Source organism: Magnetovibrio sp. (assembly GCF_036568125.1).
Classification (GTDB): domain Bacteria; phylum Pseudomonadota; class Alphaproteobacteria; order Rhodospirillales; family Magnetovibrionaceae; genus Magnetovibrio.
On sequence record NZ_DATCTF010000018.1, the window covers coordinates 17,735 to 38,479 of the forward strand.

The 20,745-nt window shown below is 59.6% G+C and carries 19 protein-coding genes; 1 reads left to right on the forward strand and 18 read right to left on the reverse strand.

Translation table 11 applies throughout. The features are described from left to right. Positions 1-18: 18 nt before the first annotated feature. The 18 genes from nirB to VIN96_RS15130 all read right to left on the reverse strand — a co-directional run bounded on the left by nirB (position 19) and on the right by VIN96_RS15130 (position 18,450). Positions 19-2,466, reverse strand: coding sequence for a nitrite reductase large subunit NirB (nirB, locus tag VIN96_RS15045; RefSeq protein WP_331897269.1), 2,448 nt, complete (start codon positions 2,464-2,466; stop codon positions 19-21). Positions 2,467-2,509: 43 nt separating this feature from the next. Then, a complete protein-coding gene (locus tag VIN96_RS15050) occupies positions 2,510-2,929 on the reverse strand; it encodes a globin family protein (protein ID WP_331897270.1) in 420 nt (139 codons plus the stop codon). Positions 2,930-2,958: 29 nt separating this feature from the next. Further along, the gene (locus VIN96_RS15055; protein ID WP_331897271.1) at positions 2,959-4,683 is read right to left on the reverse strand and encodes a nitrate ABC transporter ATP-binding protein; all 1,725 of its coding nucleotides are present in this window, start codon (positions 4,681-4,683) and stop codon (positions 2,959-2,961) included. A 24-nt stretch (positions 4,684-4,707) separates the two neighbouring features. Further along, entirely contained in the window at positions 4,708-5,811 is a 1,104-nt protein-coding gene (locus tag VIN96_RS15060; RefSeq protein WP_331897272.1) for an ABC transporter permease, read from the reverse strand. 68 nt (positions 5,812-5,879) lie between these two features. Further along, a complete protein-coding gene (locus tag VIN96_RS15065) occupies positions 5,880-7,316 on the reverse strand; it encodes a CmpA/NrtA family ABC transporter substrate-binding protein (protein WP_331897274.1) in 1,437 nt (478 codons plus the stop codon). A 323-nt stretch (positions 7,317-7,639) separates the two neighbouring features. Further along, the gene (locus VIN96_RS15070) at positions 7,640-8,761 is read right to left on the reverse strand and encodes a CmpA/NrtA family ABC transporter substrate-binding protein (RefSeq protein ID WP_331897276.1); all 1,122 of its coding nucleotides are present in this window, start codon (positions 8,759-8,761) and stop codon (positions 7,640-7,642) included. Between the two features lie 11 nt (positions 8,762-8,772). Further along, on the reverse strand, positions 8,773-9,357 hold the full coding sequence (locus tag VIN96_RS15075) for an ANTAR domain-containing response regulator (protein WP_331897278.1): 585 nt from the start codon (positions 9,355-9,357) through the stop codon (positions 8,773-8,775). 159 nt (positions 9,358-9,516) lie between these two features. Continuing rightward, on the reverse strand, positions 9,517-10,005 hold the full coding sequence (gene greB, locus VIN96_RS15080) for a transcription elongation factor GreB (protein ID WP_331897280.1): 489 nt from the start codon (positions 10,003-10,005) through the stop codon (positions 9,517-9,519). A gap of 16 nt (positions 10,006-10,021) precedes the next feature. Next, complete coding sequence (locus VIN96_RS15085) at positions 10,022-10,657, reverse strand: V-type ATP synthase subunit D (protein WP_331897282.1); 636 nt, start codon at positions 10,655-10,657, stop codon at positions 10,022-10,024. Further along, positions 10,638-12,038, reverse strand: a complete 1,401-nt coding sequence (locus VIN96_RS15090; protein WP_331897283.1) for a V-type ATP synthase subunit B — start codon at positions 12,036-12,038, stop codon at positions 10,638-10,640. Before VIN96_RS15090 ends, VIN96_RS15085 begins: the two co-directional genes overlap by 20 nt. Next, entirely contained in the window at positions 12,028-13,806 is a 1,779-nt protein-coding gene (locus VIN96_RS15095) for a V-type ATP synthase subunit A (protein ID WP_331897285.1), read from the reverse strand. The genes VIN96_RS15090 and VIN96_RS15095 overlap by 11 nt, the downstream gene beginning before the upstream one ends. After that, on the reverse strand, positions 13,803-14,438 hold the full coding sequence (locus VIN96_RS15100) for a hypothetical protein (RefSeq protein ID WP_331897287.1): 636 nt from the start codon (positions 14,436-14,438) through the stop codon (positions 13,803-13,805). The genes VIN96_RS15095 and VIN96_RS15100 overlap by 4 nt, the downstream gene beginning before the upstream one ends. Next, the gene (locus tag VIN96_RS15105) at positions 14,435-14,731 is read right to left on the reverse strand and encodes a V-type ATP synthase subunit F (protein ID WP_331897289.1); all 297 of its coding nucleotides are present in this window, start codon (positions 14,729-14,731) and stop codon (positions 14,435-14,437) included. Before VIN96_RS15105 ends, VIN96_RS15100 begins: the two co-directional genes overlap by 4 nt. Before the next feature lies 1 nt (position 14,732). Next, positions 14,733-15,086, reverse strand: a complete 354-nt coding sequence (locus tag VIN96_RS15110; protein ID WP_331897291.1) for an ATP synthase subunit C — start codon at positions 15,084-15,086, stop codon at positions 14,733-14,735. Continuing rightward, positions 15,083-16,987, reverse strand: a complete 1,905-nt coding sequence (locus VIN96_RS15115) for a V-type ATPase 116kDa subunit family protein (protein ID WP_331897293.1) — start codon at positions 16,985-16,987, stop codon at positions 15,083-15,085. Before VIN96_RS15115 ends, VIN96_RS15110 begins: the two co-directional genes overlap by 4 nt. An 8-nt stretch (positions 16,988-16,995) precedes the next feature. Further along, positions 16,996-17,724, reverse strand: coding sequence for a hypothetical protein (locus VIN96_RS15120; RefSeq protein ID WP_331897294.1), 729 nt, complete (start codon positions 17,722-17,724; stop codon positions 16,996-16,998). Beyond that, positions 17,717-18,031, reverse strand: coding sequence for a hypothetical protein (locus VIN96_RS15125; protein WP_331897295.1), 315 nt, complete (start codon positions 18,029-18,031; stop codon positions 17,717-17,719). The genes VIN96_RS15120 and VIN96_RS15125 overlap by 8 nt, the downstream gene beginning before the upstream one ends. A gap of 116 nt (positions 18,032-18,147) precedes the next feature. Further along, positions 18,148-18,450, reverse strand: a complete 303-nt coding sequence (locus tag VIN96_RS15130; RefSeq protein WP_331897297.1) for a DUF3144 domain-containing protein — start codon at positions 18,448-18,450, stop codon at positions 18,148-18,150. A 242-nt stretch (positions 18,451-18,692) separates the two neighbouring features. On the opposite strand from VIN96_RS15130, the gene VIN96_RS15135 reads away from it, so the two are divergent. Continuing rightward, on the forward strand, positions 18,693-20,732 hold the full coding sequence (locus VIN96_RS15135) for a 4Fe-4S dicluster domain-containing protein (RefSeq protein WP_331897298.1): 2,040 nt from the start codon (positions 18,693-18,695) through the stop codon (positions 20,730-20,732). The last annotated feature ends 13 nt before the right edge of the window (positions 20,733-20,745 follow it).

The following is a 20,745-nucleotide window of genomic DNA, read 5'->3' on the forward strand; positions in this document are numbered from 1 at the left end:
AGTTGGTTTTCCTTCACGTTAGGCCACGATTTTCAGCGGCGTGAATTCGTGGGCGTCTTTTGATCCTTTGGCGCGCTCCGCCCAGGGGTCTTCTTGCAGCGCCTCTTGCGATGCCAAGAACCGGGCGTATAGCGCTTTGCGTCCCTCAGCGTTTTCGACGATTTGGGTTTTGATGTGTTCCAGGCCGACCCGTTCGACCCACGGCGCGGTGCGTTCCAGATAGCGCGCCTCTTCACGGTAGAGCTGCATGTAAGCACCGGCGTATTCCAGCACTTCCGCTTCGCTTTCCACGGTGCACAGATAATCGGTGACACGCACTTCGATACCGCCGTTGCCGCCAACGTGCAGCTCGAAACCGCTGTCGACCGCGACCACGCCGAAATCCTTGATGGTGGCTTCGGCGCAATTGCGTGGGCAGCCGGACACCGCCATCTTGAACTTGTGCGGCGTCCACGAGCCCCAGGTCATTTTTTCCAACTGAATGCCCAAGTCGATGGAATCCTGGGTGCCAAAACGACACCACTGTTCGCCCGCGCAGGTCTTCACTGTGCGCAACGACTTGCCGTAGGCGTGACCCGAAACCATGCCCGCGGCGTTCAGATCGGCCCACACCGCGGGCAGGTCTTTCTTCTGCACCCCGAACAAATCCAAGCGCTGGCCACCGGTCACTTTGACGGCGGGAATGTTGAACTTGTCGACCACATCGGCAATGGCGCGCAGTTCGTTGGCCGAAGTCATGCCGCCCCACATGCGCGGCACCACAGAGAACGTGCCGTCTTTTTGAATGTTGGCGTGAACGCGTTCATTGATGAACCGCGACTGGTTGTCATCGCTATATTCCGTCGGCCATGCGCACAGCAGGTAATAGTTCAGCGCCGGACGGCAGCTCGAACAGCCATCGGGTGTCGACCATTCCAATTCCTGCATCACTTCGGGGATCGATTTCATCCCCTTGGCGACGATCAGGCGGCGCACGTCGTCGTGGCTATGGGTGGTGCAGCCGCACATCGGCTTGACGGTTTGCACCTGGTAGCTGTCGCCCAGCGTCACCGCCAACAACTGTTCCACCAACCCGGAACAGCCACCGCACGAAGCAGAAGCCTTGGTGTGCGCCTTGACCTCTTCCAAGCTGGTCAGGCCGTTTTCGGTGATCGCGGTGACGATGTCGCCCTTGCACACGCCGTTGCAGCCACAGATTTCAGCATCGTCTGCTAATGCGGCAACGGCGGCGTTAGGGTCCGCCCAGGCACCTCCCCCCGCGCTCCCCGCGTAGGCTTGGCCGAACACGATGGTGTCGCGCAAATCGGAAATGTCCGCGCCATCCTTCATCAATTGGAAGTACCACGCGCCATCTTTGGCGTCGCCGTACAGAACCGCCCCTTCGATCTTGTCGTCGCGAATGACGATGCGTTTGTAGACCCCACGCGCAGCATCGCGGAACACGATGTCTTCCGCGCCGTCACCGCCGGAAAAGTCGCCCGCCGAGAACACATCGACGCCGGTGACCTTCAACTTGGTCGAGGTGACGGAACCTTGATAGGCAACATCACCGCCGCCGGTCAGGTGTGCGGCCAAGACCTTGCCCATTTCGTAAAGCGGCGCAACGAGGCCGTAGGTCGCGCCGCAGTGCTCGACGCATTCGCCGACGGCGAAGATGTCAGGGTTTGAGGTCTGCATCTGGTCGTTGACCATCACCCCGCGCCCGATTTCGAGCCCGGCGTCCTTGGCCAGCGCCACGTTGGGCTTGATACCGACCGCCATGACCACCAAATCGGCGTCGATCACGCGGCCATCGTCCAACTGCAAGCCCGTGACTTTGCCATCGCCCAAAATGGCTTTGGTGTTGGCCCCGGTGCATACCGTCAATCCGCGCCCTTCCAGTTCGGACGCCAACAGATAACCCGCAGCTTCGTCCAACTGGCGTTCCATCAAAGTGTTCATCAAATGCACAACGGTGACGTCCATGCCGTTGGCCTTGAGCCCCACTGCGGCTTCCAGACCCAGCAAGCCGCCGCCGATCACCACTGCCCGTCCGCCGGACTTGGCGGCGTCGAGCATGCGGTTGACGTCGTCGAGATCGCGGAACGTCACCACGCCGTCGAAGTCCACGCCCGGCACGGGAATGATGAACGGTTCCGAGCCCGTGGCCAGAAGCAACTTATCGTAAGCCATCGTCTGACCGCGAGACGACGAAACCGTCTTGGCACCCGCATCGATGGCGGTCACCGCATCGCCGGCGAACAGCGTGATGTCGTTTTCGACATACCATTCACGTGAGTTGATGATGATATCTTCGAACGACTTTTCGCCGCTGAGCACCGGCGACAGCATGATGCGGTTGTAATTCTCGCGAGGCTCCGCGCCGAACACGGTGATGTCGTACATGTCGGCGTCGCGGCTGAGGATTTCCTCCACCGTGCGCATACCGGCCATGCCGTTACCGATGACGATCAGTTTCTGTTTCATGTTTCGTATTCTCCTCACGAGCTCGCGATGACAGCCGGTTTGATCAGGCGGCCTTGACCTCTGCGGCGGCTTCTTTCATGACGGTGGAGACAAGGGTGTAAACCTCGACCCAGGCATCCTTGACGTCCGGCGTAAATCCGTCGCCCAGGCCTTGTTCCAAGGTCCACAGCAGCGCCGCGCCGACCGTGTCGTAATGACTGTCCTTCACGCCATAGCCCACATGGCCGCGACCAAGGTTCTGCAGCACGGGCAGCAACGCATCGAGGTTGTTGAGGCTGCCGACCGCGACACCCAATGTGGACATCAGCTTTTGACCTTGGGTCGTCATATCGCCCTTGAACAAAGCCTTCAGTGACGGATCGAGCTCGAACAAGCGGCCGTAGAACAGTTCGGCGGCTTGCGGCGCGATGGGTGCGACTTTGGCGAAAGAAGATTGAACCAGTTGCTTTTGTTCGGGTGTCATGTTCGGTCTCCGTTTTTATCTTCGAGGGTTTAGGCGACGGCTTTCGTTTCCGTCTCGCTGTCTTCGGATTTCAGTTCCGATTTACCTTTGTGGCCGTGCTCGTACTCTTCCAAGAAACCGAGCAGTTGCTCACGCAGTTCGTAATACTTGGGGTGTTCCAGCAGCGCTTTGCGGGTGCGTGGACGTGGCAGGTCGACATCCATGATCTTGCCGATGCGCGCATGCGGGCCGTTGGTCATCATCACCACCCGGTCCGCCAGCAAGATGGCTTCATCCACGTCGTGGGTGACGCACACCGTGGTGACCTTGGTGCGATCCCAGACTTCCATCAAAACTTCTTGCAGTTCCCAACGCGTCAGGCTGTCGAGCATGCCGAACGGTTCGTCCAGCAGCAGCAGTTTCGGCGACAGCGCAAAGGCGCGCGCGATGCCGACGCGTTGCTTCATGCCGTTGGACATGTCGGCGGTGGGTTTGTGCATGGCGTCTTTGAGACCGACACGCGACAAATAATATTCAACGATGTCGCTGCGCTCGCCGGGGGTGGCGTGGGGGAACACGCGTTCCACGCCCAGCATCACGTTTTCCTTAGCCGTCAGCCAGGTGTAGAGATTGGGGGCCTGAAACACCACCGCGCGTTCGGGATTGGCGCCGGTGACTTCGTGACCGTCCAGAACGATACCGCCGTCGGAGATGGAATTCAGTCCCGCCGCCATCGACAGCACCGTCGACTTGCCGCAACCGGAATGGCCGATCAGGGAAATGAACTCGCCCTTCTTCAAGATGGTCTCGAAACCGTCCACCACCGTCAGCGGCCCTTTGGGCGTCGGATAAACTTTCTTGAGATTGAAGAATTCGAGATAGCGGTCTTCGTGGTGGCTCTTCATCGCCTCGCGAAACGCTTTCGGCGGGCGTTTCGCATCCGGGAACACCGGGGTGACGTTGGGCAGTTCGCCTTCGTCGCCGCTGGCCGCTTGGGCGGCCGCGCCGACGTCCATCAGGTACTTGGTGATGTCCGCGCGTAATTTCTTGAACGTCGCGTCGGAATTCATCGCCGTGCGTTCGCGCGGACGCGCCAGATCGACCTTGAAGGCCGGCCCCAAGGTGGCGTCCGGCCCCGGATTGAGGGGAATGATGCGATCGGCCAACAACAGCGCTTCATCGACGTCGTTGGTGATGAGGATCACGGTCTTTTTGTCTTGCGACCAAATCTGTTCGATCTCGTCTTGCAGCTTGGCGCGGGTCAGCGCATCCAGCGCCGACAGCGGTTCGTCGAGCAGCAAGATGTCGGGGTTCATCGCCAGGGCGCGCGCCACCGAAACGCGTTGGCGCATGCCGCCCGAAAGTTCCGCCGGGCGGCGGTCGACGGCATGACTAAGGCCGACCATGTCGATGTAATGCTGCGCCTTGGCTGCGCGTTCTGACTTACTCAGATCGGTGAAGACGCTTTCCACCGCCAGCTTGATGTTGTCCAACACCGTCAGCCACGGAAACAGCGAATAGCTTTGAAACACCAAACCGCGATCGGGTCCGGGTCCGGTGATCGGTTGGCCCTTCAACAGAACCTTGCCTTGGTCGGCCTTTTCCAGGCCCGCGATCAAATTGATCAGCGTGGTTTTGCCCGAGCCGGAAAAACCGACAATGGCGACGAATTCGCCTTCTTCAATGGCGAGGTCGATGCCCCCGAGCACGGCGGTTTTGTCTTTACCCTGACCGAAGCTTTTGGTGACGTTTTTGAGTTCCAGGACCGGTGCCATGATCGTTTTCCTTTCCGTTCCCGCTCAGCGCACTTCGCCGTGGGTGAACATCGCCTGCATTGCGGACATGATGCGGTCCAATGCGAAACCGATGATGCCGATGGTGAACACTGCGACCATGATCTTAGCCAACGACTGAGACGATCCGTTTTGAAACTCGTCCCACACGAATTTACCGAGGCCGGGGTTCTGCGCCAGCATTTCTGCGGCGATCAAAACCATCCAACCCACGCCCAGAGACAGACGCAAACCGGTGAAGATGTAGGGAAGCGAACTCGGCAACACCAACTTGGTCAGCGTGGTGTCCCATTTCAAGCGCAACACGCGGCCCACGTTCATCAAATCCTTGTCGATGGACGCCACGCCGACGGCGGTGTTGATCAGCGTCGGCCACAACGAGCACAGCGTCACCGTGATAGCCGACGTGACGAAGGCTTTGTCGAACATCGGGTTGTCGCTGACGTAAACCGCGCTCACCACCATGGTCACCAGCGGCAACCATGCCAACGGCGAGACCGGCTTGAACACCTGGATCAGCGGATTGAGCGCGGCGTTGACCGTTGGCGACAAACCACAGAACACACCCAGCGGCACCGCGATCAAGGAACCGATCATAAAGCCCATGAACACGGTTTTCAGGCTGGTAAAGATTTGGTCGATGTAGGTCGGCTTACCGGTGTATTGACGCACCTTGATTTCGGCGCTCGGGTTTTTGTCCAATTTGGCGGCGTTGCGCTTGTCTTGACGATCATAAAACGCGGCTTCTTTTTCCCGCTCGCGCACGTGATCGGCGTAAAGATTGACGGTCTGTTCCCAAACCTGAACCGGGCCGGGAATAGCCCCCAGCGACGTTTTGACCATCGGCGCGGTCTGCGCCCACATGGCCAAGAACAGCATGATCGCCGTGACAGGAACCCCCAGCAAGCGCCACAACTCTTTACCTTGGGTCTTGGCGTCTTCGCCGGCAGCCATTTTCAAAATCGGCGTGACCCAGCCCAATCCGGCGACGTTCAGATATTTCGACGCCTTGTTGATGCGCGTGTGCAGTCGTTCCAGTCGCTTCGCTTTTGCAGCAGCTTTGAGAGCCTCTTCGGCGTTGGCATCGTTCGCGGTCGTTGCGGTGTTCATGTCACTGTTCCTCGATTATGCGTGCTTGGCGGTGGGGAGGAGATGCAGGCCCCTCCCCACCTATGTCCTTACTTGGAAGCCAGCACTTCGTTGCCGACTACCACCTCGGCGCCTTTCAGGCCGATCGGGAATTGGCTCAGGTATGCGTTGGGTTTGGTGCCGTCGTACATCAGGTTGTCGATGAAGTGCGTCTGCGGCGCGCGGTAGCCGTCACTGTCCCAAGGGAAGTCTTCCTTTTTGACCTTGCCTTCATCGACCAACATCTTCGCCGCTTGCAGATAGATGTCCGGGCGGTAAACCTTGGCCGCGGTTTCTTTGTACCATTCGTCGGATTTCTGTTCGGTGATCTGACCCCAGCGGCGCATTTGGCTCAGATACCAAATGGCGTCGGAATAGTACGGATAGGTCGCATAGTGGCGGAAGAACACGTTGAAGTCGGGCACATCGCGTTTGTCGCCTTTTTCATACTCGAAAGTGCCGGTCATGGAATTCGCAATCACGTTCGCATCCGCGCCGACATACTGCGAACGGGCGAGAATTTCGACCGCAGCTTGACGATTGGCGTTGTCATTTTCATCCAACCACTGCGCGGCGCGGATCAAAGCCTTGACCACCGCGAGATGGGTCTTGGGGTTCTTTTCAGCCCATTCGTTGCTGACACCGAAGACCTTTTCGGGGTTGTTCTTCCAAATTTCGTAATCGGTCACGACAGGAACGCCGATGCCCTTGAACACCGCCTGTTGGTTCCATGGCTCGCCGACGCAATAGCCATAGATGGTGCCCGCTTCCATGGTTGCCGGCATCTGCGGCGGCGGGGTCACGGACAGCAACGCGTCCGCACCGATTTGGCCGGTGGTGTCGGTCTTGGAATAATATCCCGGATGAATGCCGCCGGCCGCCAGCCAGTAGCGCAGTTCGTAGTTGTGGGTCGACACCGGGAACACCATGCCCATCTTGAAAGGCTTGCCTTCGGTGCGGAATTGATCGACCACGGGCTTGAGCGCATCGGCCTTGATCGGGTGCTGGGGCTTGCCGTCCGCGCCTTTGGGCACGTGCGGTTTCATTTGATCCCAGATGTCGTTGGACACGGTGATGGCGTTGCCGTTCAAATCCATCGAAAACGCCGTGATGATATGCGCCTGGGTGCCGAAGCCGATGGTCGCGCCCAACGGCTGTCCGGCCAGCATGTGCGCGCCGTCCAACTCTCCGGTGATCACGCGATCGAGCAACACCTTCCAGTTGGCTTGCGGTTCCAGCGTCACGTAAAGACCTTCGTCTTCGAAGAAACCCTGCTCATACGCAACCGCCAGCGGCGCCATGTCGGTGAGTTTGATGAAGCCGAACTTCAGCTCTTCTTTCTCAACCTCCAACGGCTCGGCGTGCAACGGAAAGGCAAACAAGCCCAACCCCAAGGCCAACGTGCCCAGGCCCAGGGCCGCTTGACGAACTATGGACTTCTGCGACACATCTTCGAAGGAATGCTTGGGCATTCGAGGTTTGCTCATTTGGACTTCTCCTTCTCGCCACATGTGGCTTGCGTAAAACAATAAAAAAACGCCGCAAAGATTCCGGAACCGTTCGGTCCTGGGATCTGCGACGTTGCAGCGTTCACCCGGCGTTGGGTGGAATGTAAATTGGGTCCCGACATCAGCGCCGGGGTACGAAACAGTTACTACAAGATGCGTGCCAATTAACGGCTGGCATTTTAACCATTTGATATATCGATAAATCTTGGATTTTGTGGCTCCGAGACAGACCTACGGCGCACCACCATTGCCCATAATTTGTGCATATTATGCTTATTTAATGAACACTGTACATTTTTTGGTCATGACTTGACCTTCAAAGCGGCGATATAGCCTGGCACGTTCGTGGCATCGAAGGGCACTCCGTCCAAAAACACGGTGTCGCGTTCGGATTGTTCGCCCGCTGCGATGCCCAATGCTTCGGCCAGCAGGTCCGGGCGGTAGGTGCGGCATACCGCTTGCTCCGCATCGCGCGACAACGGCGTCTGACCCCAGCGCACCATTTGCGCATAGAGCCACAGTGCATGTTCGCAGTCCGCGCGCGCCGCGCCGTTGTCGTGAAAACTCAGGTCGCCGTTCAACGCCGTCAGCACCACGCTTTGCGGCACATCCAGATATTCCGGCCGCGCCAAAAGCGTCGCCAGTTCAAGACGATGAGTGGGGTCGTCCGCCCATTGCCCTGCTTGATCCAGCGCTTGGAGCAACGCCGTAAGGGGCTCGGAGTTCTGCTCCGCCCAGTTTTGCTGAAGGCCCAAAACCTTCTCCGGGCCGAACGGCCAGAAGGCTGCCGTGTGGGTTAGGATCACGCCGACGCCTTGCTCTGCGGCCAGGGTGTTCCAGGGCTCGCCGACGCAAAAGCCATCCACTTGACCCGCCTCCAGGCTTTTGACCATGTACGGCGGGGGGATAACAACCAATCGCACGTCGCGTTCGGGGTCGATGCCCGCAGCCGCCATCCAATAGCGCAGTTGGTAATTGTGGCACGAAAACGGAAACACTTGGCCGAACGACAAGGGCTCTCGGTTTTCACCGCGCCGCCGATCGACCACTTGGCGTAATGCTTTGGCCGCGCTCAGGGGCTCGCTCAGATCCAGACCGGTGGCGTTCAGTTCATCAAATAGGCCGTGGCTCACCGTGATGGCGTTGCCGCCTACGCTCAAGGCCATGGGGGCGATGGTTGCAACTTTGATATGGCCGACGCCCAGGCTCGCGGCGATGGGCATGCCCGCCAGCATATGCGCCACATCGAATTGGCCGACATTGACACGATCACGAATATTGGCCCACGACACCTCTTTGAACAACTGCAGGTCAAGGCCGTGTTGTGCCGCAAAGCCCTGTTCGCGTGCAACAACCAACACAGCGCAATCGACCAGGGGAATGAACCCAGCGCGTACCGGAACAAGATTTTGCGTGGTGCTCATGGTTTCGGCCCTCAACTCAATAAATCGGCGGCGGTCACCACGCTGGCGGCGATCTCTGCGATTTTTTTCTTCTGGTTCATGGCGTTGCGGCGCAATAGCGCATAGGCCTCATCCTCACCTATGCTTTTTTGGCGCATCAAGATGCCCTTGGCGCGGTCGATGATCTTGCGCTCTTCCAATTGGGTTTTCGTGTCGTCGAGTTCGCGCTGCAATCTGGAAAACGCATTGAAGCGGCTGATGGTCATATCCAATATCGGCTTGATGCGGTCCTTGCGCAGCCCATCGACGATGTAGGCACTAACGCCCGCGTCGACCGAGGCGGTGATCATGGCGCTATCGGATTGATCGACGAACATGGCGATGGGCCGTTTGACCTCGCGGCTGACCTGAAACATTTGCTCCAACACGTCGCGGTTGGGGTTTTCAAGATCGATCAGCACTACGTCCGGATCCAACGCCGATATACGCGCATACAAGTTTGAGGTGTCGGCGATCCACTCCACGCACAGATGGCCGCCGTCGCTCAATCCCTCTTTCAAGATCGCCGCGCGCACCGGATCTTCATCGATCACCAATATCTTGAGATCGCCCGTCATTCACCCAAACTTCTCATTCGCCCCGACTTCGCATCAACGTCGCGAGGTAAACTGCAAGATGAGTGCCACTTGCGTTATCTGTGGATTTCCGCGATACCGGCCCGAATTGACGGTCTCACCATCACAATTTCTGCACAAAACGTGTGCAGATGCGAAAAATTAAGGGCGTTCGGGATAGGCGATGCTCAACACCTCGAGCTCGTCCTCGCCGCCTGGGGTGATGACATTGACCAGATCGCCCACGCGTTTGCCCATCAGCGCGCGGCCGATGGGCGAGTCCACGCTGATGCGCCCGGCACTGGGTTCGGTTTCATCGCTGCCGATAATGGTGACGGTCTGCTCCGCACCGTTTTCACGCTCGTAGCGCACCGTCGCGCCAAAGTGCACACGGTCGCGTTCGACCTGAAAGCACGGATCGACGACCTTCAGGCTTTCCAGACGTTTGCGCAAATAGCGTACCCGTCCATCGATTTGGCGCAGACGCTTTTTGCCGTAAATGTAATCGCCGTTTTCCGAGCGGTCACCGTTGCTCGCCGCCCAGTGTACGGTGCGCACCACTTCCGGTCGCTCGCCTTCCCACAACTGAGTCAGTTCGGCCTGCAGCTTGGCGAAGCCCGCGGGGGTGATGGATTCTTTTTCGGCGTTCATGGTGTTTTCACGGGCTTTAGGTTGCGTGGGTGAATTTCGCGTGGCGCACCTGAAGCGCCTCTTCCTGCTCGCTGGCTTCGAGGTTTTCGCCGATCTGTTTAACCGCCACCGCGATTTCCGGCAACAAGACGTTTTCCAACGCCCGAGCACGGCGTTCGGTGGCGACGTATTCTTGGGCCAAGCGGTGCAGATTGGCGCTGATTGCCGCGCGTTCGACATCGATCACCATCAACGCGCGGAACGCTTCGGCGCACAGGTCGGCTTCGACACTGGGAAACGCCGCTTGGGCGGGGCTTTGATTAAGAGCCGAGGACTCAAAAATCAACTTTGCCTCGAGTAGTGAAAAACCGATGAACTTCCGCGAAGCGATATCTGCGGCCAGCTCATCGTCAACAGGCGGCGGATACAGCGACAGTTCTTCCAAACCGTGACGCATCAAGGCCGCGACCAGGGCGTCGCGAGCGGACTTATGAACATCTTTGCGGCGTGCATTCAAGGCGCTGAACGCTTGCAACTGACGCAGAAGTTCTTGCGCCAACAACATGCGTTTTTCGTCGAGAAACTCATAACCCTCGCGGATCAGTTTCTGCTCGTCGCGCAACGCCAGTTGGCTGGCGCGGGTGGGTGAGACCTCACGACCCTGAAGGCGCATCGCCGCCTCCTTTGATGTGGCGGGCGATCTGCTCGTCACTGATACGGGTCAACTCGACGCTGGGCAAGATGCTCAGCAGCTTCCAGCCGATCGCCATGCTTTCTTCCAACGAACGCGGTTCGGACTGATGCACCAGATCGCGCTCAAAACGATCGCCGAATTCCAGATAGTTCTGATCGACGCTCGACAAGCTGTTGCGCCCGACCACGCTGGCCAACACCCGCACCCGGGTGGCCCGCGCATAAGCGGCGAACAACTGGTTGGACAGCGCCGGATGATCGGCGGTGGTGAAACCTTCGCCGATACCCGCATCCATGACCCGCGACAAACTCGGCAGCACGTTCACCGGCGGGTTGACGCCTTTGTGAAACAGCTCGCGATCCAGCACGATTTGCCCTTCGGTGATGTAGCCGGTCAAGTCGGGGATGGGATGACCGATGTCGTCGCCGGGCATGGTCAAAATGGGCAACTGGGTTACCGTTCCCGGCAACCCGCGCACCGCGCCCGCGCGCTCAAAAATGGTCGCGAGATCGGAATACATATACCCCGGATAGCCCTTGCGGCTGGGGATTTCGCCGTGGCTCGACGACACTTCGCGCAGGGCTTCGCAGTAGTTGGTCATGTCGGTCATGATGACCAAGACATGGCGCCCTTCGACGAAGGCCAAATGTTCCGCCGCCGTCAAGGCGTAGCGCGGCGTCAGCAAACGTTGCGGGCTGGGCATGCCGGCGATGTTGAGAAAAATCACCGTGTGTTCCAATGCGCCACTGTCTTCCATGGCGGAACGGAACTGTTCGGCAGTGTCTTGTGGAATGCCGATACCGACGAACACGATCGCGAAGTCGCCCGCGTCGCCGCCGCGCAACCGTGCGCGGCGCGCGATTTCGATGGCGATCTGGTCATGGGGCATGCCGCCGCCGGAAAACAGCGGCAGCTTTTGTCCGCGCACCAGACTGTTCATCAGATCAATAGTGGAAATGCCGGTTTCGATGAAATCCACCGGGGTTTCGCGAAACGCCGGGTTGATCGAACCGCCATCGATGCGCACGCGTCGGGTCGCGGCGACCGGCGGGCCGCCATCCATGGGCCGCCCAACGCCGTCGAACACGCGGCCCAAAAGGCCCGGCCCCAAAGACATGGTCAACGGTTCAGCCAAAAACCGCACCCGCGTGTCGGCCAGGCCTAAGCCGGTGGTGGATTCCAAAACCTCGATGCCGATGCTGTCTTCGCCCAGCACCGCGACGCGGCCCAAGCGCGCCTTGCCGTCAGCGCCAACCACTTCGACCGCTTCGTTGAGGCCGACGTTGACGTTGCGCTTCAAGAACATCAGCGGGCCTTCGATGGCGGTGCCCGATCCCGTCGCGGTCAGATCAATGCGCATCGTGCACCTCCTTGGCGCCACCGTTGTGGGGGCTGGAAAGCGCGGCGAAATCTTCGTCGATGGCGCGCCACAGGTCTTTGTAATCGTCTAGGCGGTCCTCACCGAGCTCCTCGCCCATGCGCTGCAGCAGACGCCGGGTTGCTAGGTTCGAGATGACCTGCGGCGTCACGCCATCGAGCATGGCCTGCTCGGCCCGTTCGATAAAGTGCATGATCAAGCGGATCATGTGGGTTTGGCGCGTCGGCGAACAATAGCGATCGACCGGCGACGTCGCCAACTGGCGCAACAGACCTTCGTTGATCATTTCGGCATAGAGCAAGACGATTTGTTGTTCGGCGGGCAAAGCATCCTTGCCGACAATGCGTGCCAGACGCTCGATACGAGCTTCCTCATCGAGAAGGGTGAGTATTTTTTGACGGCTCTGTTGCCAATCGGGATTGCCGCCTTTGGTGCGCCACCATTCCGCCAATCGCGGCGCGTCTTCGGAATAGGACTGCAACGGATCGATGGCCGGATAAAAGCGCGCCTGGGCGCGGATGCGGTCCAAGCCCCAAAAGCAACGCACATAACGTTTCGAATGGGTGGTGACGGGTTCGGAAAAATCGCCCGCCGGCGGACTGACCGTGCCGACCACGGTCAGCGAGGCATCGTCGCCGTCAAGCGTTTTGACCCGTCCGGCGCGCTCGTAAAATTCGGCCAAGCGCGAACTGATGTACGCCGGATAGCCGCCTTCGCCCGGCAACTCGCCCAAGCGGCCAGATACTTCGCGCAAGGCTTCCGCCCAACGACTGGTGGAATCGGCCATCAACGCGACGTTGAGGCCTTGGTCGCGGAAATATTCCGCCACCGTGATGCCGGTGTAGATGCTGGCTTCGCGCGCCGCCACAGGCATGTTCGAGGTGTTGGCGATGATCGCCGTGCGCTCCATCAAAGCGCGGCCGGTGCGGGGGTCTTCCAGCTTGGCGAATTCGTGCAGGACTTCGGCCATTTCGTTGCCGCGTTCACCGCAACCGACATAGATGATGACGTCCGCGTCCGACCACTTGGCGAGGGTTTCCTGCAACACCGTCTTTCCGGTGCCGAAACCGCCCGGCAACATGGCGCGGCCGCCCAACGCGACGGGGAACAGCATGTCGATGACCCGTTGGCCGGTGATCAACGGTTGGCCGAGCATTTCGCGCCGCGCCACCGGGCGCGCCCGGCGCACCGGCCAATACTGAACCATGGTGAGGTCCGCCTCGGTCCCGTCGTCGCGTTTCACCATCGCTAGCGCCTCATCGTCGGCGTATTCGCCCGCACTCACAATGGTGACGATTTCCCCTTCGACGTCGTGGGGCACCATGCACCTTTCGACGCGATTGCGCTCTTGGGCTTCGCCGAACACTTGGCCCGGCGCAACCCGTTCGCCGACCTTGACGTGCGGGGTGAACGGATAACTTTGCCGATCACGACCGAAACCGCCGGGACGCACGAAGTTTTTAGCACCCGCGCCATCGAGCGGACGCAACAAACCGTCGAAGATCGAACCCAAAATGCCCGGCCCCAACGCCACCGACAACGGCGCGCCGGTGCCTTCGACCACATCGCCCGGACGCAACCCGGTGGTGTCTTCGTAGACCTGGGCAACGATTTCGCGTTCCGACACACGGATGACCTCACCCAACGTCTTCTGCGGTCCCACACGCAAGGCTTCGTGGACGTGAAAATCGCCTTCGACCGTGGCGCGAAGCACCGGCCCGCCGATCCAATGAATGCGCGCTTGACTCATGTCGTGGCCTCCGCATCCGCAAACAGTTCCGCCAGAAGCAGTGCCGCAATTTCCTTTTCGTCCGCCAGCACACCTGCAAGGGTGGCGTCGACCCGCACGCCGTTTGCTTCGATGCATACGCCCGTGTCGAAATTCGTCACGGCGATGAGTTTGGGCTCGGCGCCACTGAACGCTTTGATCCTTTCGATACAAGGTTTGAGCTCATCAAGCGATCCATTCGTCGGGTATTCGATGCGCCATGCGCCGGGATGCAGATGCGCCACCGCCTGATCGACCGCCCCGTCGATCCAGGCTTGGCGGGCGGTGGCATCTTGCCAGCGCGCGATCAGTTCTCGTTCCAACTGCTGCCATACCTTTTCCAGAAACGCATTTTCCTGATCTTGCAGGTTTTGGCGTTTCGCCGTTTCTATTTTGGCGCGCTGTTTATCGATCGCCCGCAGGCCGTTGCGGCGTTCTTCGACAATGACCTCATGGACTTTGGCGCGGGCGTCCTTGTGGGCACGGGCAATGATGTCGCGCGCCTGCTGTTCGGCTTCCGCATCGATGATCCGGCACTGTTCTTCGCGGTTACGTTTGACCATGTCGAGCATGGCTTCAACTTTCTCGTCCGCTTGGGACTGGTTATCGCTCATGCATCCAATCCCAAAATTGCGTGCATCTGTTTTTCCAAATCGGGCGGCGACATCCGGGCGCGAATATCTTCGACGATCATCACCAACGGCGTTGAAGCGGCTTGCGCTTCGGCCATCACGGCAGCGGGAATGCTCCCTGCGGCCTCGGCGGTAATCATGATCACATCTGCGCTCGCCGACACCTTGGCAAAGGTCTGGTGGGTTTGCCCCGGACCAGGGCAAAAGATTTCAGCGCCCGCCAAGCGATAGCCTGCGGCGCTGATTTCGTCGCCGATGAACGCCACCCGGCTCATCTCAACCCGCCTGATTGAGAATCAAAATGGCGACGATCAAGCCGTAGATCGCGATACCTTCGGCCAAGCCGACGAAAATCAGCAAGCGGCCCAAAAGTTCCGGCTTTTCCGTCAGTGCGCCGACGGCCGCGCTGCCGACGATTCCGACGGCGTAACCCGCACCCAAGGTGCCCAGCCCAGCCGAAATGGCCGCCGCGACAAATGCCCATTGGCGCACCGCAGGATCGCTGGTCATCAGGGTCGCCGTGTCTTGCGCGGCGAACACTTCCGGCGTGAAAAGAACCAAGCTCAACGGCACGATGACAAAAATGCCGAAGGTTAGCGAGGCAAAGAGAATGATTCTGTCGACGCTCATGTCGTTTTTCCTTCAAGTTTCAAAGACCAAGCGGCCGGTGTTTGCAGTATGCGCATGGGACGCCCCTCGGCGCGCAAAAAACGAATAAAAAATTCAAACAGCATCAAACGAGTGGTCTGGATACCCGCGACCAATCCTTCGAGGGCGATGATGAACACGTTACCGACGATCATAACCGACCAAAAGCCCACCGTCCCGCCCGCGATATCCGCCAACACCATCACCGCCGACGACAAGCCCGCATGGGCGATGGCGAACGCGCCCACGCGCACGAACGACAAGGTGTTGATGAGCAGTTGGAAAAGCTGCTCGATCAATTCGCCGACGGCTTTGCCGAATCGCACACCGGCGCCAGACACGTTCGAGGCGCCGCCGGACAGCACCGTGCCCAACAAGAACCACACCGCGCCCACGCCGATCACAACCTGCCCCCAAACCGTCGCGAAGCTCATCAGCACGCCGCCATAAGCGACCACCAGCCCCGCTTGTGTCGCCCACCAATTCCGCCCCCGCCCTTGCCAGTGCGCACCGGCGCTGTTGAGCATCATGCCGGTCAGCAAGATCGCCACACCCGCGCCGATCGCGACGCTCAATACCGGAATCGGGTGCACCAACGGATGCAGCCACATCGCGCCGATGACGTCTTCACGCGCGAAAATCGTCCCGAAGGCGAAGCCGAAGATCATGGCGAACAGTCCGCCCGGCACCAAGATCGCCGCCGTCGGCCATCTGCGGCGCAACGCCAAGCCAGCCAACAGCAACACCAAACCCTGCCCAACGTCGCCAAACATAAATCCAAACAGCAACGGTGCGATGACGGCGACCAAGGGGCTGGGGTCGGCTTCACCCCGGTCGGGCATGCCCAAAAGGCGCACGAAGGTTTCAAATGGGCGCACCCACGCAGGATTGTCCAACAACAACGGTGGCGTGAGGCCGTCCGGCGGGGGGCCGACGGTCACCGCGTAGCTTGTTCGCACGTCATCCGTCCGCAAGTCGTTCAAGGTTCGCTCCAGGGCTTGCTGGCTCAGGGCCGTCCACCCTGTGATGCGGACAAAGTAGGCGGTATAGACCGTCGTGCCGACATGATCGACCAACCACCGCAACCGTTCGATGTTGGCGCGCGCTTGCGCCAATCGATAGTCTGCGGACAATTTGGCGAGGGCCTTTTGCGCATGACGCTCACGCACGTGTTGAGCCGCGATGTACGCTGAGATGGTGCCGAACAAGTCCTTATCCAGGTTATGCGACAGATCTTTCATCTCATTGCTGGCGATGGCGTCGAGAATTTCGCGCACGTCAATTTTGCGTGCCTTGGACGCACCCAATTCGACCGTCACAGCGGCAATCGCGGGGTGAGGTCCGATGGCGAGAAAATAAACGCCCATCGGGGTTTCGAAGGTACGCGCATACACATCCGCCAAGTGCCGTTGCGGCAGATTGCCGTCTTCCAGAAGATAAACCGCGATGTCGAACAGTTTGCTGCGTTTTCCCGACAGCAAGCGGCGTGGGAACTCTGCACCGGCGGCGGCGGCCAACTCGCTCAAATGGCGCAAGTTGGCTTGCTGGCGCACCGCGCATTCCAGTGCGCCGATATGCGGCACTGCCTCGGCCGCCCATTTTTGAAACCGCTTCACACTGTCGGCCAAAACCTCGGACAGAGCGTAGGATGGCAACGGCGAACCGCGCTCCGGGGCCGGCCAAAAAACCCGGTAGCGCCGCGCCAGTTCGCCGTACGCATCCAAACCCGCCCGCAAATCGGACAGATCGACGGCTTCGTAGGGCGAGTCGGCATCCATCTCCAGCTCAATGGCATTCATGTGCGCCAAACCCTCAAGCGTCGAGGCCAGCGCGCTTTGCGGCACCATGATGTCGAACCAATTTGCGCTTCGCGGATGAAACATATGCGTCCCTAGCGATTGTCGAGCGTTTCGGGGAACAAGGACCGATGAACGAGGTGGGCACGCAAATGCTCCAAATCCATCGCCACCATCGCCAAAAACGCGAACACGGCGGCGGGCTGCTGCGCGTGGCGGCGAAACAGCTGCTCCATGCGTGAAATCAATTGATAGCGAATCTCGACCCCCTCAAGCGTGTTGGCCGGTTTGTCCGCACCATGATCGCGCTGCAAGATGGCGATTACGTTTTCCAACGCCGCGCCGTCGGCGCGCGTGGCCGCGTTGCCGGGCAACAACGTGTGGAACTGCTCAAGCCAAACCGCCATGGGGGCGGGCTGCGCGAGCCACTCGGCATCGTCTTTTTGTGCCAAGACGGTTTTCGGCCGTTCGGCCCCGGCCCAATCCGGAACCGCCAGACCGCGGGCCAGATGCGCGGTCATGGGCACGTCGACCAACCCACCCGTCCACTGCAAGGCGGGACGCCATTCGCGGGGGATCCACGCCGAGATAACGGCCACATAGGACCGCCACTCGCGCCGCAACGAATCCTCGATGGCGTGCACACTTGAAGTGGCCGTCAAATGCGATACCCAGCGCTTCAATCCGGTTTGGCGCGCACTATCGAGATAATGTCCGAGACTTTTGCTGGAATTGAGGTACTGCCACGTAGATTTCGTGGGGCGCCGCCCGTGATGCGCCTGCATGCGGGTTTGAGCATATGCAAACGAGGCCCGGCTAGCCATCGCGCGCGCCTGTAAGTTTCGCGGCCACGCGCTTTGAGACGTTGGCGATATGATCGGGCGTGATCAGACTGTCGACCACGGTTTTGGGTTGATCGCGATAGGCCCGCCACATCGCCGCGCAGGACGCTTCGACCGAAGCCGTGCAATGGGTGCGAATGTTGGAGATACGCCGATGGGTGCGTTCGGCTATTACCCGCGCGTCTTCCAAAGCTTGATTGATGGTCTTACGCGCCGCTGCGCGGTGACGATCGGTCTCGCTTTCGGCTTCGCGTTCCGCTTCCAGAACCGCATCGATTGGATTTTGCAAAGGCCTACCCCTGGATTGATGCGTCGTTTCGCGCACATCACCTTCGGTTCAAACTCCTGGGTCAATCCTCCGATTTTGTTCGGGTGGCGTCAAGGCTCATCCCTCCCTCAACCCCATCAAATTTCGTTTTTTGCCTGTTCGATCAAATGTTTCAGACCTTGCCCCGGTTCTTCCTTGGGCTTATGCACACTCAGATAGTGTTCGAAAAACGAGATGAAGTTCTCAACGGTATCGTTGGGATCCTTGGGCAGTTTTTCAGAACGAAAGAAAGCGTACGCCGAAAAATTGGCTGCCGCGTGCCGCAAGCCCGAAGCGATATCTTCAACCAAGTCCCCGGCTTCAAGACGAGTGTTGGCGAGATCGATGATCTGGTTTGCGATTTCCACCCCGATGGAATGCTGTTGCGTTTTGGAAGTCATTAGACAGCCCCGTTTGCTGTGCGTTTCAGGTGATGGTGCGCCTCACGCGCCCATGGATAAGCCATAGATAAGTAAGACCGACACCGCCAAATAACAAGCAAGATGCACCTCTAATGCCTATTGGCACCTCCACAATGTGAAAACGCAACAAAATCTCATTCTTTCCGCAAATCTTGTCGTCAAAGTGATGGTAGTATTCTGGCCACATCACAAATCGGCCTGAACAACATGGGTAGTCCACAATGACCTCGAAACCGTCCCTGTTTCTCTGTTCTTGCGACAACAGCCAAACGCTCGACGCGAAAGCCATTGCCAAGGCGCTGGACCTCGACACCCCACCGAAGGTCTACGAGCAACTCTGCCGCTCGCAAATCGGGGCGCTCGACGGGATCGCGGCGCAAAACGGCCCCGCCGTCATTTGCTGCACCCAAGAAGCACCCGTTCTGATGGAAGCATGGGAAGACGCCGGCGGCGTGGATGTCGCCCCCGATTTCGTCAACATCCGCGAAACGGCCGGTTGGTCGGACGAGGGTGTAAAGGCCACCGCAAAAATAGCGGCATTGATCGCTGAAACCACCGCGCCCGTGGCGGCGACCACAAGCGTGAGCATGACGTCACAAGGACGCACGCTGATCTTGGGGCGCGACGAACATGCCTTGCAAGCCGCCAAACGCCTTGCCCCGCATCTGGCGGTGACGGTTTGTCTGGAAACAGCAAGCGACATCGCACCGCCCGCCATGGGGGAGGTGCCTGTTTTTCATGGCAAAGTGGCCTCCGCCTCGGGCCATTTGGGTGCGTTTTCGGTAACGTTCGAATCCCTGTCGTCGCTCGAGCCGTCATCGCGCGATGCGGTTCGGTTTTCCGGCCGTTCCTCGAACACCGCTTTGAGCGCCGACATCATTGTCGATCTGCGGGGTGCATCGGTGCTGTTTCCCGCACCCGAAAAGCGCGATGGCTATTTGCGTCCCGACATCGGCAACCCGCTCGCCGTCGAACGCACGTTGTTCGACGCCCTGAATTTCGTCGGTGAGTTTGAAAAGCCGCAATATGTCAGTCACAGCGCCGCCTTGTGCGCCCATGCGCGCAATTCCATCGTCGCCTGCACACGATGCGTCGATGTTTGCCCGACGTCAGCCATCGCACCGGACGGCGATCATGTGAAAATCGATCCTTATGTGTGCGCCGGGTGCGGCGAATGCACTGCGGTCTGCCCAACCGGTGCGAACGCCTATCAATACCCGTCCGTCAAAGGCGCCTTGGCGCGCGCGCGCGCGTTGCTGGGAACCTACCACGCCGCCAAGGGCGCCCCCCCCGTGATGTTGGTGACCGACACCAGCTATGGCGAAGAGGTTGTGGCGATGATGGCGCGTTATGGCCGGGGTTTGCCGGCCCACGTCGTACCGTTCACCCTCAACAGTGTGACAGGCGTCGGCCTGGATATTTTGCTGAGCCTCAGCGCTTACGGCGCCAGCCGCGTGATCTTGTTGGCCAACCCCGCCAAGGCGGACGAATTTGCAGCCGTACGGGAACAAGCGGGATACGCAAACACCATCTTGGACGGCCTGGGTTATGGGGGCGAGCGTATCGCGGTGCTGGACGATGCTGACCCGAGCCAAATCGAAGACCGGCTTTGGACCTTGCCCAAAACCCAAGCCATCAAGCCCGCCAACTTCGCGGTCGAAGGTGGTAAGCGCGAGACGTTGTCGATGGCGCTCACGCATCTGCACGCCAACGCGCCGAGCCCGCAAGATCGCATCGCGCTGCCCGACGGTGCGCCTTTCGGCGCCATCACCATCGACGCGGAAGGCTGTACGTTGTGCCTGTCGTGCACCAGCGCCTGCCCGGCGGGTGCGTTGAAAAGCAACCCCGATCGCCCTGAATTACGGTTCCGGGAAAATGCCTGTGTGCAATGCGGACTGTGTCGCAAGACCTGCCCGGAAAAGGTCATCACCTTGTCGCCGGGGATCGATTTCACCGGTCAGGCGCGCAACTTGGCGACCCTTAAATCGGAAGAACCGTTCGAATGCGTCAGTTGCGGCAAGCCGTTCGGCACCAAGGCGTCGATCGAACGCATGATCGACAAGCTGAAAGACCACCCCATGTTCAGCGAACCGGGCGGATTGGATCGGCTCAAGATGTGTGAAAACTGCCGCGTCGTCGCCATGAGCCAAGCCACGCCCGACCCGTTCGCCCATGGTACCCGTCCGCTGACCCGCACGACGGACGACTATTTCCGCGAACGCGAAGCCGCCGCGACGGACGACCCGAAAAAGCTCAATTGAAGTTGGGGGGCTT